9 protein-coding genes are annotated in these 13,387 nt (G+C 54.8%); 6 read left to right on the top strand and 3 right to left on the bottom strand.

Going from position 1 to position 13,387, the window contains the following annotated elements:
- Nucleotides 1-3 precede the first annotated feature (3 nt).
- From pseI to F7231_RS07480, 6 genes are all read left to right on the top strand, one after another.
- Nucleotides 4-1,059 carry a pseudaminic acid synthase gene (pseI, locus tag F7231_RS07505; protein ID WP_166691447.1) on the top strand — a complete coding sequence of 352 codons (1,056 nt, stop codon included), beginning with the start codon at nucleotides 4-6 and terminating at the stop codon, nucleotides 1,057-1,059.
- A 204-nt stretch (nucleotides 1,060-1,263) separates the two neighbouring features.
- Nucleotides 1,264-1,560: a hypothetical protein gene (locus tag F7231_RS07500; protein WP_085415076.1), complete on the top strand. Its 297-nt coding sequence runs from the start codon at nucleotides 1,264-1,266 to the stop codon at nucleotides 1,558-1,560.
- Between the two features lie 246 nt (nucleotides 1,561-1,806).
- Nucleotides 1,807-3,990 (top strand): alpha-amylase family protein, encoded by a 2,184-nt coding sequence (locus tag F7231_RS07495; RefSeq protein WP_166691446.1) that lies wholly within the window; start codon nucleotides 1,807-1,809, stop codon nucleotides 3,988-3,990.
- 119 nt (nucleotides 3,991-4,109) lie between these two features.
- On the top strand, nucleotides 4,110-5,867 hold the full coding sequence (locus F7231_RS07490) for an L-lactate permease (RefSeq protein ID WP_208295549.1): 1,758 nt from the start codon (nucleotides 4,110-4,112) through the stop codon (nucleotides 5,865-5,867).
- A 64-nt stretch (nucleotides 5,868-5,931) separates the two neighbouring features.
- Entirely contained in the window at nucleotides 5,932-6,855 is a 924-nt protein-coding gene (locus F7231_RS07485; RefSeq protein ID WP_166691445.1) for a helix-turn-helix domain-containing protein, read from the top strand.
- Between the two features lie 86 nt (nucleotides 6,856-6,941).
- Nucleotides 6,942-7,862, top strand: a complete 921-nt coding sequence (locus F7231_RS07480; RefSeq protein ID WP_166691444.1) for an EamA family transporter — start codon at nucleotides 6,942-6,944, stop codon at nucleotides 7,860-7,862.
- Here the strand turns inward: F7231_RS07480 and mgrA are convergent.
- The 3 genes from mgrA to F7231_RS07465 form a co-directional block, all read right to left on the bottom strand.
- Nucleotides 7,859-8,860, bottom strand: coding sequence for an L-glyceraldehyde 3-phosphate reductase (gene mgrA / locus F7231_RS07475; protein ID WP_310589294.1), 1,002 nt, complete (start codon nucleotides 8,858-8,860; stop codon nucleotides 7,859-7,861). The two genes, F7231_RS07480 and mgrA, sit on opposite strands and share 4 nt — an antisense overlap.
- Nucleotides 8,861-8,872: 12 nt before the next feature.
- The gene (locus F7231_RS07470; RefSeq protein WP_166691442.1) at nucleotides 8,873-10,030 is read right to left on the bottom strand and encodes a glycoside hydrolase family 26 protein; all 1,158 of its coding nucleotides are present in this window, start codon (nucleotides 10,028-10,030) and stop codon (nucleotides 8,873-8,875) included.
- A 113-nt stretch (nucleotides 10,031-10,143) separates the two neighbouring features.
- Nucleotides 10,144-13,365: a PQQ-dependent sugar dehydrogenase gene (locus F7231_RS07465; RefSeq protein ID WP_166691441.1), complete on the bottom strand. Its 3,222-nt coding sequence runs from the start codon at nucleotides 13,363-13,365 to the stop codon at nucleotides 10,144-10,146.
- Between the last annotated feature and the right edge of the window lie 22 nt (nucleotides 13,366-13,387).

Below are 13,387 nucleotides of genomic sequence, written 5' to 3'. Positions count from 1 at the left end.
CGCATGTTTCAACCCATTCAGGTTGCCAATTATACCATCTCTCCACAGCACCGGCCCTTTGTGATTGCCGAAATGTCGGGGAACCATAACCAGTCGCTCGACCGGGCACTGGAACTTGTCGACGCGGCAGCGGCAGCGGGGGCGCACGCGCTGAAACTTCAGACCTATACCCCCGACACGATCACGTTCAACGGGCAGTCGGATGAGTTTTTTATCCGCGATAATCAGTCGCTCTGGGCCGATAAGAATCTGTACAAACTCTACCAGGATGCCTACACGCCCTGGGAGTGGCATGGACCAATTTTCGAGCGGGCCAACCAGCACGGCATGGTGGCCTTTAGTTCACCGTTCGATACCACGGCCGTTGATTTTCTGGAGTCGCTGAACGTACCCATCTACAAAATTGCGTCGTTCGAGAATACCGACCATATCCTGCTGAAAAAAGTAGCCAGCACGGGCAAGCCAGTCATTATGAGTACGGGGGTTGCTACGGTCGCCGACATTGCCGAGTCGGTGAAGGTTCTGCGTGATCATGGCTGTACGGAGCTGATCCTGCTCAAATGCACCAGCACGTACCCGGCCACGCCCGAAAGCACGAACCTGCGCACAATTCCGCACATGAGCCAGCTGTTCAACGTACCCGTGGGCCTGTCTGACCACACTATGGGCATCGGTGCGTCGGTAGCAGCAACGGCGCTGGGCGCGGTGGTCATTGAAAAGCACTTCACGCTGCGCCGGGCCGATGGCGGTGTCGATTCAGCGTTTTCGCTGGAACCGGAAGAGCTGCAAAGCCTGGTTGTGGAGACAGAGCGGGCGTTTCTGGCAATGGGCCAGATCAGCTACATTCCAACGCCGAAAGAACAGAAAAGTCTTCAGTTCAAGCGGTCGCTCTACGTGGTACGCGACATGGTGGCGGGCGAAGCCTTCACGCCGGACAATGTGCGCAGTATCCGCCCCGCCAATGGCCTGCATACCCGTCACTACGATGACATATTGACCAAAACCGCTACGCAACCCATCACCGCCGGCACCGCGCTCTCCTGGGAGTTGATTGGCTGATGGAACGCGGATCTTTAGGTGTAAGCGAATGCTGACTAAAGAAATAGAGGTCCGCTTACATCCAAGGCTGAGCAAGTACCCATCAAGTCCACGTAAATCGTTTTAAATCCGTCTAATCCGCATACTATCAGACGAGCTAAAACATGTTATCACTTTGACGAGTTGACGGATAAGCACAACACCAGTACCGACCTATATACGACAGTGGCCAAAAAGAAACCGACCCCCGCAAACCCCGACGAGCAGGAAAAGCCACGGGTGCATAAAGAACTCGAAGGATTCAATATTGAGATCAACTCGTTTGGCGAGATTGTTACGAGCTTCGAGATCGACAAGATCAACCAGTTCTTGAACCGGACGGTCGACGATAAAAAGCTGCGTCACCGCGACGATCTGAAAACTCTCAAAGGCGAAGCTCCTGACGACGATACTACCGATGAAGACGAGGACGAAAAACTCTTCGACGACACCGACGACATATTGCCTGACCCCGAGAAGTAAGGCATAGTTTAAGTGCGTTACACCGATTTGCTAGCTGATGAACTGCATTGTTTTACTCTGTAGGCCCCGAGCCTATCGGGTGGGTATCGTGGCGGCGAACCGGCCTGGTTGAATGGCCTACAGTGTGAAGCAGCTTACTACGCATTAATTCGCCTACGCTAATTCCCATAAAGCCGGTTAGTCAACGGGTAAAAATCAGCATCTTACAGCTTGGTTCAGGTACGTTCCTCTACCTAACCTGGCTTCATGCAACGAAGAACATTTATTAAATCTACCGGGCTGATTGGCAGCACATTCACGCTGGTAGGTACGTCGGCGTTGGCAGCTCCAGAGTTGTTCAATGACCCGGCAGCGGGAGCGGCCCCGTACTGGCTCGATGGGCCGATGCGCTGGGCGCAATTGGCTTTCGTGGAACGCGACCCTGGTCATTACGACCCTGACTTCTGGCTCAACTACTTCAAGCGCATTCACGCCGATGGGGCGCTGCTCAGCGCCGGGGGCGTAGTGGCGTTTTACCCGACTACCATTCCGCTCCATCACCGAAGCGATTTTCTTGGCAACTCCGATACGCTGGGCTATCTGGTCGAGGGCTGTAAAAAGCAGGGCATGAAGATCATGCTCCGTACCGACCCCCATGCCGCCCGGCAGGATGTGTACGACGCCCATCCCGACTGGATTGCCGTAACAGCCGATGGGCAAAAGCGCCGGCATTGGGCTAATCCGGCGTTATGGGTAACCTGCGCGCTGGGGCCTTACAACGCCGAGTTTATGACCCAGGTAAACGCCGAAATCATGGACCGTTTCCAGCCAGAGGGTATTTTCTCGAACCGCTGGGCGGGCCACGACATCTGTTACTGCGAGCACTGCACCCAAAATTTCAAGACGGCTACAGGCTTGGCGCTTCCTCAGAAAATGGATCGGCTCGACCCTACGTATCGCAAATGGACCGACTGGCGCATGAAGAAGCTGCGCGCTGTTTGGGCGTTGTGGGACTCGGAGATTCGCAAGAAACGGCCTGCCTCGCGCTTTATCCCGAACGGCTTCCCTGATAAAATAGTGACGGGCCGCGAGGCCGATCTGTTTTTCGCCGACCAGCAGGCCCGGCGTGGATTAATGGCTCCCTGGGCTAATGGAAAAGGCGCTAAAGAACTGCGGTCGACGCTCGGGATGAAGCCGCTGATCGGCATCTTCAGTGTGGGTATTGAAGAAGAGTTTCGCTGGAAAGACTCCGTGCAGAGCGAGGCTGAGATCCGGATCTGGGTGGCAGAAGGGACCGCCAACGGCATGCGGCCCTGCTTCGTGAAATTCGGCGGCGATATATACGACAAACGCTGGATGGAGGCCGTAGCTGGTTTATATGAAGGCTACTACAGAAACGAAACGTACCTGCGTAATACAGCGTCAATGGCGCGCGTGGGCGTGATGTATTCCGAACAGACCGACCGTAACTATGGCGGTAAGCCCTGGCAGCAAAAAAGCGGCGACCATCTGGACGGTATCTACCACACGCTGGTAGAAAGCCGTATTCCGTTCGATATGGTCAATGACCGGCTACTAACGCCCAATGACCTCAATCGGTTTAAACTCCTGATTTTACCCAACATAGCCGCCCTGTCTGATGCTCAGTGTACCCAGATTCAGGCTTTTGTTGATGGTGGGGGAAGCATAATAGCGACTTTCGAAACATCGCTGTACGACGAAGAAGGTAACCCGCGCTCCGACTTTGGCCTGGCTAAGCTGTTTGGCGTTTCTTACGCCGGCAAAGTAGAAGGTCCCATGCGGAACAGCTACCTGCACCTGCGCCACGATAACCAAAACAGCCAGATGAAGCAGATTCTAAATGGACTAACCGGTACGCCGCGTATCATCAATGCCATCTATAAAGTGAATGTAACGCCAGTGGCTACGTTCCCTAATCCGGTTACACTTATTCCAACATACCCGGATCTGCCGATGGAGGATGTGTATCCGCGTGTGTTCGAAACCGACACGCGGGAGCTATACCTGCGGCAGGTTGGCAAAGGTCGGGTCGCTTACCTTCCCGGCGATCTGGACCGGTCTTTCTGGCAATTGATGACCACCGACCACGGCCAATTGCTCCGTAATGTCATTCAATGGGCACTCGACGAAGAGCCGATCGTTGCCGTAACGGGGCCGGGTGTAATCGACGTTACCGTGTGGCGGCAGGCCAAATCAATGACAGTGCATCTGGTCAATCTCACCAACCCGATGATGATGAAAGGCCCTTTTCGGGAGCTGATCCCTGTTGCCGCACAGGTAACGATTCCGGTTCCGGCTGGCGCCAAAGTGACAGGTGTCAAGCTACTGATGAGTGGACAGAAACTGTCTTTCGCGCTGAAAAATGGCAAATTATCCGTGAGCGTACCAAAGGTTTTAGACCACGAAATCGTCGCGCTGGATTTAGCGTGATTATAACGGCGGTGCCAGCGCCTGGTGCTCCTCATAGTAGTGTGTTGCTGCTGTCAAAGGGCTCAGTGTCAGTAATACAGCGTGAAGCAGCGGTAAACTAAAAACTCCCTATCCAAATCATGCTCTGGAAACAAGTTATTGACCCGTTCAACAACCTTGCGGTGTCGGTGCTGGTAGCGCTGGTGCCGATCCTATTTATTTTCTGGGCACTGATTATCCGGAAGATGAAAGGGTATCAGGCCAGCCTGATCGCAATGGGCATCGCCATGCTGATTGCCATAACGGTCTATGGCATGCCAATACAACTGGCGTTGCTTTCAGCGGTGCACGGCGCGTTGTATGGCCTGTTTCCCATTTGCTGGCTCGTGATTATGGCCGTCCTCCTGTTCAACATCACGGTGAAAAGCGGTCAGTTCGAGATCATCAAACACGTGATGGCCTCCATCACGGCCGACCGGCGGTTGCAGGCGCTGCTTATCGCTTTCTCGTTTGGTTCGTTTCTGGAAGGAACGGCTGGTTTTGGGGCACCCGTTGCCATTACGGCGGCCATGCTGGTTGGGCTGGGTTTCAACCCGCTTTATGCTTCGGGAATTTGCCTCATTGCCAACACGGCTCCGGTGGCGTTTGGCTCTATTGGTATCCCCATCACGGTGGCCTCGCAGGTGTCGGGCATTGCCGAAATGCCTATTTCGCAGATGGTTGGCCGTACCTTGCCGATCCTGTCGGTGATGCTGCCGTTTTACCTGGTCAGCATTATTGCGGGCGTTCGAAAAGCGTGGGAGGTTGGCCCGGCCGTGCTGGTGTCGGGGTTGTCATTCGCGCTGCTCCAATACGCGTCGTCGAATTTTCTGGGGCCCGCCCTGCCCGACGTCATTGCTGGCCTAGGGTCAATCGTCTGCCTGATGGTGCTGCTGCGCTTCTGGAAACCGAAAGTCATCTGGCGGTTTGCCAATGAACCCGCCGCTACGTTTAATGCCGACATGCGCTATACCACCGGGCAGATTATTCGGGCGTGGTCACCGTTTATCGTGCTCACGATCATCATCATTACCTGGGGGCTGCAGCCGATCAAAGACGTACTGAATTCGGTCGGGATGGTGCAGTTTGAGTTTCCCGGATTACACAACGCCATCATCGGCGGTGAAGGAAAGCCACTGGCCAAAATATTTAAAGTGAACTACCTCTCCGCTGCCGGAACGGCCATATTGCTGGCGGCACTCATTGCCATTCCGCTGGTTGGGCTGACCTATCGCGAAGGGGTAAAGGTATTTGGTGAAACGTTAAACCAGCTAAAATTCCCGATCCTGACCGTCGCGGCGGTATTGGGGTTTGCCTACATCGTCAACGATTCGGGCATTACGCTCACACTGGCGGCGGTGCTGGCCAGTACCGGTTTCCTGTTTCCCTTTTTCGCGCCGGTGCTGGGTTGGCTGGGCGTTTTTATCACCGGTTCCGACACGTCGGCCAATGCCTTATTCAGCAAACTACAATACGCCACCGCGCAGTCGATTGGCGTTGACCCGGTGGTGACGGTGGCGGCGAACGTGTCGGGTGGCGTTGTGGGGAAGATGATCTCGCCGCAGTCGATTGCCGTGGCGGCCGCCGCCGGAAATCTGGTGGGGCAGGAGTCGCAGTTGTTCCGGTTCACGGTGAAGCACAGCTTTATCATGCTGGTTATTATCTGTTTCATCACACTAGCGCAGGCGTATGTGATCAAGTGGGTTATTCCGGTGTATGCTACAGTCAGCACAACCGCCGTCGCTACTGTGCCTGATCTGGCCAGGGGCTATACGTACCTGATCGTGCTGGCTATTCTGCTCGCTGTACTGGCAGCGGCTGTATTGGCGAAGCAACGAGTGCGGACCCAAACACACTGACTGGCTTTTGCGTTATTAGCTGGCCGCGATTAGCAACGTACCCAGCAACAAACGGCTGAACACCATGTATATCCAATCGGTTATCGACACGCATGAGCAGTCAATTGGTGAATTTGCGGCCCTGAAAGCGCAACGAAACGGAAATGCCATCATCAATTCGGTGAGTAAGCTGTGTACCTGGCCGCTGCATACCGATCGGTTTTCCCTGAAGTTTGCCTTCAATGGCGTCGAATACTACTGCGTAAATAAAAACAAGATTCCGGTCAGGGGAGATCAGTTTCTGGTTGTCAACGCCAGTCAATCCTATTCGAGTTTTATCAAGTCCGATGACTGGGTCAACTCATTCACGATTTACGTTGACCCTTTTTTCTTCAATCAGGTCGTGGCCGCTTACACGACCTCCGATCAGGTATTACTGGATAACCTCAATCATATGCCGGACCAGTCTGTCTGGTTTTTTGACCAGGTGTATCAGGCGCAGGCCTCGTTCAGTAAGGTAGTTAAGTCATTCAAAACAAAGCTGGAAGTCGCGCCGCTCACGCAGGCCGAACAGGAAGAACACCTGCATCAACTACTGGCACTGCTGCTAAGGGCTTATCAGGCAAAGCTTACGCGCCATGTTCGGGCACTGTCTTGTGTGAAGATGGCGACTCGGCTTGAATTGTACCGGCGTTTACATCTCGCTAAAGAATACATCGACGATCAGGCCGCCACGACGATTCAGCTAGACGATATCGCTCAAACGGCGATGCTATCGAAAAACCATTTGTTGCGCCATTTCAAAGCGCTTTTCGGCTATTCACCACATCAGTATCTGGTCAATCGCCGGATGGAGCGGGCGCGGGACAGTTTGCGTTTTACCGAGCGACCCGTTCATGAAATCGCTCTGGAACAGGGCTTCGATGACCATAGCGCCTTCGGACGACGCTTTAAATCAGCATTCGCACTGACGCCATCGGCGTACCGGCGGCAATTCTCAAATAAGTGATTTCGGCATAGCCTCATAGCCACAGGGCTTTCTACTTTCGGGCATTCGTTCGTATCGAAACCGCCCGAAAGTCAACTCGCCAACCTATGAAAGCAACAGCCACCACTAATCGCGTCTTGATCCTCCTTGCCTTCGCGGCGATTTATCTGATTTGGGGGTCTACGTACCTGGCTATTTCCTGGGCCGTGAAAACGATGCCGCCTTTTCTGATGATGGGTGCCCGGTTTACGATGGCCGGCCTGCTCATCTTTGGGTTTGGCCTGGTGCGTAGTCGGCAGTTCCCTTCACGCCAGCAATGGCTTTGGGCTGGGCTGGCGGGTGTGCTAATGATTCTGGTCGATTACGGGGCTATTAGCTGGGCCGAGCAATACGTGCCGTCGGGCATCACGTCTGTCGTTTTCGCGACAACACTAATCTGGCTGGTTCTTTTTGATCATCAGCAACGGGCTCAATTGCTGCACAACCGATCGTTGAGCAGCGGTATTTTGGCGGGGCTGATCGGGGTAGGCCTGATATCCTGGGGTAGTTATCAGACGCACACAGGAACAGCTAACGCCCAATCGACCTACATTTTCGGTATGGTGGCGTTGATGATCGCATCGGTAAGCTGGGCGGTGGGTACCCTGCTGTACCGGGATCGCAACACAGACGTTAGTGTGCCTATCCGCATGGGTATGCAAATGCTGATCGGCGGCAGTTTGCTGATTGCTGTCAGTGGCCTTGTTGGCGAGTGGAATGGTTTTTCGCCTCAGCAGGTCTCCACGTCGTCGTGGCTATCGTTGCTGTACCTGGTTACGTTCGGAACGCTGGTAGCCCATACTGCTTACCTGTGGCTGTTGCAGGTAGAGTCGCCCGCGCTGGTTGGCACCTACGCTTATGTGAACCCCGTAATTGCCCTGATTCTGGGCTGGTGGTTAGGAAACGAACCGCTGACAATCATCATTGGTACCGCTACCCTGCTTATTCTGGCGGCGGTACTGTTGATCAAACGAGCCGGCGATGCTTAGGACGCCGGGATGATCGACTCGATTGTCGCTAACTCATCTGCGCTAAACGTCAGGTTATCCAGTGATTTCAGCGAATCGGTGAGCTGTTCGGGGCGGCTGGCACCAACCAGGACCGACGTGATGCGCGGATCTTTCAGCAACCAGGCAATCGCCATCTGCGCCAGGGTCTGACCGCGTTGCTGCGCCAGACCAGTCAATTGACGGATCACATTGAGCGTTTCGGGCGTTAGTTGCTGTTCCTTTAACGAGCCGTTTTTAGTCGCGCGCGAATTGGCGGGCACACCGCTGAGGTACTTGTCTGTCAGTAACCCCTGTGCCAGGGGAGAGAACGGAATACAACCGACGCCTTCCTGCTCAAGCACATCGAGCAGGCCGTTCTCGACCCAGCGATCGAGCATCGAGTAGCGGGGCTGGTGAATCAGGCAGGGCGTACCCAGTTGCTTCAGAATGGCAATGGCTTTAATGGCTTCGGCCGGTTTGTAGTTCGATACACCAACATACAAGGCCTTTCCCTGCCGAACGATATGGTCGAGGGCGGTCATGGTTTCTTCCAGCGGCGTATCGGGGTCTGGCCGGTGATGGTAGAATAGGTCCACGTAGTCGAGCCGCATCCGCTTCAGACTTTGGTCGAGGCTCGAAATCAGGTATTTGCGGGAGCCGAAATTGCCGTATGGCCCGGCCCACATGTCATACCCGGCTTTCGAGGAAATGACCAGTTCGTCACGGTATCCCTGAAAATCCTGATGCAGAATGGTACCGAAATTGGCCTCGGCTGAGCCCGGCGGTGGACCGTAGTTATTGGCCAGATCGAAGTGGGTAATGCCCCGGTCGAACGCCAGCCGGATCATCTGACGGCTGTTTTCAAGTGTATCGACATGGCCGAAATTCTGCCACAGCCCCAGCGATATGGCAGGTAGCATCAGGCCACTACGCCCACAACGGCGGTACGGCATCGACTGGTAACGGGTTGATTCAGGAAGGTAAGGCGTAGGGGCGATAGAACAACGTACCTAGAAGAACAGCAGCTTCTTCCGGCGATACACGTGATGCAGGTCCGTTTCAAACAGGGTGTACGGATCCTGGTAAAACTGCATGAAGTCGGCCACGCTGGCCTGGCCGGGGTAGGGGGCGTAGTAATGCGTTTGGCTACGGGTATCGTTGCGCCATACGAGTACATAGGCCAGCTTCATTTTCTCGGCTTTCAGGGCTTTCAGCAATGTATTCGTCCACCAGGTTGTGTCGGGAATCGACTCCAGACCGGTTTCAGTGAAGGCCGCCAGCTTACCGGCTTTTTCGGCGTAGTCAGACACGATTTTGAGCTTGGCAATACCCGCGGCAACGTTGTACTTCCCGTCGCGGCCAAAATCGGCGTAATTGTCAACGCCCACCATATCAACCCACTCATCGCCGGGGTACCGGTCGAGGTATTGCGCTTCGGTGCGGAACAGGCAGTCAGGCGAGAACGTGTAGATGAAGTTGTGGACCTGTAGGCTATCGCGCAGGTACGTCACCGTGAAGCGCCAGAGCGACGTAAAGTCTTCCTTCGAGCAGTGTGGTTTGCCCCACCAGAACCAGCCCCCATCGAACTCGTGGTAGGGTCGGAAGAGCATTGGAACCAGCTTACCGTCGGCACCTCTGGTTGTATTGGCCAGATCGGCTACCGTCTTCAGAATGTCTTTGTACTGCTGATGGTGCGACCCACCCGGAATGAGGTTGGCCACTGCCGGAGCGGAGACCGAATCTTTCCAGTAGAAGCCCGTTTTTGGCGTTATGGGATTCGAGAAGTGCCAGGCAACAGTGGTCACGCCACCCCGGTCATAGGTAGCGGCGATGTCTTTCCGCAGCGTGGCTTTTGTGCGCTCAATCGCTTCCGCCGGCCGACCTGATAAGCCGCTGAAGTCAACGCCAATCACCGCCGGGTGCGATCCGCTTACCGATTTTACGTCCGAGCGGTTAGCGTCGCCTGTCCAACCGTGGCCGTATTCGGTAGCGTGCTGATGCCCGAACAGGATGTGCTTCCGCGCCAGCTTTCCAAGATTGGAATAGAGGGCCTTCGTTTCCTTCGTTGCGTTTCGGTCAATGAGTTTCGGCTTCGGCGCTGCCTGACAAAAGGTGACTATGAACAGGCTAAGCAGTAGAGAGAGTTGAGTAAGGAAGTGGGTACGCATTGATTAATGAATAGGAAGTTTTCTGTACGTTTTAATTGCTTCCGCGTTTTTACCCCAACCCTTCAGGGTGGTCCGCCGTTGCGGGTTGGGGGTAAAAACGCGGAAGCAACCGACTACCGCCCTGACACCGACGATGAATTGTCTTTTTTAAACAGGATCCAGTCGACGAGGAGCATGTTTTTGTCTTTGACTTCGTCGTTACGGAAGACAAGGTAAACATCCTGCAAGCCGCTGGTAGGAGCAATCTGGGCCGTCACGGTTTGCCAGGCGGGGCCTTTTACGCCTGTTGGCGCGTTAGCGGCCGATACCGTAGCCGTGCCGAGTAGCTTGCCCGTTGGTGATTGAGTACGTACCTCGATCCGGCCACCGCGTGATGAAACGGCTGCCGCGTTGATGTCCAGCGCACCAATCGTGGTCAGATCGACTCCCTTGAAGGAAATGAACGAACCGTCTTTGATGTCGCCCACCCAACTTTTGTTGCTGCCGTCTTCGTGCTTGCGATCAACGCCCGTACCCAGTTCATAGGCTTCTGCCTGTACGCGTGGGTTGCGCAGGATCATCAGTTTACGGCCCGTCAGCGGACCAGTAACCGGGTTGCCTTTATCCGTATAACTGGCCGAAATAACATAGCTGCCCGTTTCGCTGCCGGTGTGCTGCGTCAGTGGGTACGTTCCTTTCAGGGGCAGACTCTTGGGAGCCAAGTCGCTTAGCGACAGAATGTAACGAACCATTTCGCCGGTTTCGGCTTCGGTATGCTGCGGGTGCGCCGACATCACGTTTTTGCCCCAGTTGCCGTTGCCACCCGTGATGATCTTCTTCGCCAGCATATCTACCGATGATTCGCCCGCCGGGTGGTACCGCTTCGATACGTCCATCAGCGATGGTCCGATCGATTTGGTATTCATGGCGTGGCAGGCTTTACAGTCGCTGTTGTTGAGCAGTTCCTTGCCGCGCAGGTTCTTCACCGAGCCGCCATTCTGATTGGATGTCAGCAGGGCCAGGTCTTTCCCTTCGGCCAGGTAATCGACCGCGAATTTTACCTGCTTCGGCGTGATGCCTTTGGCCAGCGTACCGTCTTCTTTGTCCTTTACCGATACCGTGTAGGCCAGCGGTGTTTTGTCGAAATAAAAGCTGCGGTTGCCTTTCAGTGCCACATCGACCTGCGGCGTTTCGTTACCTACTTTGATGGTCAGCTCCGTGGTCGCTTTTTGCCCTTCGGCATCGGTGACGGTCAGTTTCGGGTGGTACACGCCGGGTTTGGCGTAAGTAAATACGGGGGCTACGGCCGTCGATTTCTGACCGTGTCCCGACTCCCACAGGTACGTTATCTTGTCGCCCCGGTCATAATCGAACGACTCTTTCGCCGACAGTGTGGCTGTTAAAGGAGCCGCGCCAACGGTTTTCGATACGTCCACTTTCGCCACCGGGCGGCGGTTGCCTTCGGTGTATTCAATCCGAATCAGCTGCGAATCGGGGTTACGGGCAAAGTAATTCATGCCGTAGGCCAGTACGTACATGGCGCCATCTTTACCGAATTTCATGTCGATGGGCTTCGACACAAACGACGTAGGCAGGAATGATTCAATCTGCCGCAGATCGCCATTATCTGCGTAGGTCAGCACCTTGATCCAGTTGCGGGCCCATTCGTAAATGAACTGCTTGTTGTTGTAATAGCCCGGCAATTTCACCGCCGACTTATATTCGTTTGCATAGTAAAACGGCCCCGCCATTGCTGACCGTGAACCGGTGCCCAGCATCGGAAACTCGTTCGATTTGTCGTACGGGTACCAGATCATGGCTTTCTGCGCGGGGGGCAGGTTCTTCGTGCCGGTGTTGTTCGGTGAATCGTTTACGGGCTGGTCGGGGTTGTAGAGCGCACCGATCTTGTTGGAGGCGAAGTCGAATTTGGCGTACGGTTTGTTGTCGCCTACGAAATAAGGCCAGCCATAGTTACCCGGTTTCCGCGCCTGATTCCACTCATCCTGACTTTTTGGACCGCGCTCATTCGCCACACCACCATCAGGCCCAACGTCGCCCCAATACAGGAAACCACGCTTGTCAACCCAGATGCGGTAGGGGTTCCGGGCGCCCATCACGTAAATCTCGGGCTTGCCTTTCGATCCGTCTTTCGGGAACAAGTTGCCCTCCGGAATGGTATACGATCCATCCGCTTCGACATGAACACGCAGGATTTTACCGCGTAAATCATTGGCGTTGCCCGACGATTTCTGCGAGTCGAAGGGAGCGCGGCCCGGCCGTTCGTCGAGCGGCGAGAAACCGTCTGATTCTTTCGAGCTGGTGTTGTCGCCAGTCGACAGGTAGAGGTGTCCGTCTGGCCCGAAATAGACGTTCCCTGCTGAGTGGCAGCAGGTTTCGCGCTGAACGGGCACCTGCATCACCACTTTCTCCGAACTCATGTTCAGGCTGTCACCAGTAAAGACAAACCGCGACAGGTTCTGCACGGGCTTCGAGCCAACCGGCGAATAATAGAGATAGACGTAATGGTTCTGGTCGAATTTGGGGTCCAGTTCCATACCCAGCAGGCCGTCTTCATAATTGCCGGTAAGGTGAACGGGCAATTTATTGATCGTTTTTGTGGCTTTGGCGGCCGGGTCATACAGCTTAATCATCCCTTTCCGCTCCACAAACAGCACCCGGCCATCCGACAGTACTTCCATCTCGATCGGCTCATCCATGAATGACTCAAGAATAGTCGATGTGAAGCGGTTTTCTTCCGGTACGCGGTTCGAGTGCGCCTCACGGTAGTTTAGGGCTTTGCCTTCCTGCAGGAAATTGACGCCCTCCATCAGCGACTTCGCCAAGCTTTCATCGGCAAAGCCATTAGCGCCGGTTGCCATGTAGAACACCCGGCCGCCATCGAAGGGCTTACCAATAGAAAACGGAGCCTTCGCTGGCTGAATCTGATTGGCCGCCAGCATATCCTGATACCAGGCCCACTGGTATTTCGTAAACCCCGGTGTATTGATAAAGCCCAATCCGCCGCCCGCCTGCACAAACCGCTCCACGTCGGACTGCTGGTTGGTGAAGAGCACATCCTGCGACGTGTTCAGGAAGATCAAGGCCCGGTAATTCTTCAGCGAGTCTTCGACAATAAAGCGATCGCTGGTAGTCGTGTCAACGTCGAGGCCGGCTTTTTCGGCGAGGGTCATCAACGTGCCTGCTGCTGCGGCCGCTGACTGCTGGTTGTCGACGTTCTTCGCGAATATCAGCACCTTATCGGTCTTTTTGCTGGTCCAGCTCATCAGCAGCACCAGTAGTAACGCGCTGAACGCCGAGGTAATCAGAGGACGAAATGAGAGTGTAGGCTTAGTCATAAGTTGACAAGAAATTGATTGT

The sequence above is a fragment of the Fibrivirga algicola genome, from assembly GCF_011742925.1.
GTDB classification, from domain to species: domain Bacteria; phylum Bacteroidota; class Bacteroidia; order Cytophagales; family Spirosomataceae; genus Fibrella; species Fibrella algicola.
This window is presented reverse-complemented; position numbering and strand designations above follow the sequence as displayed.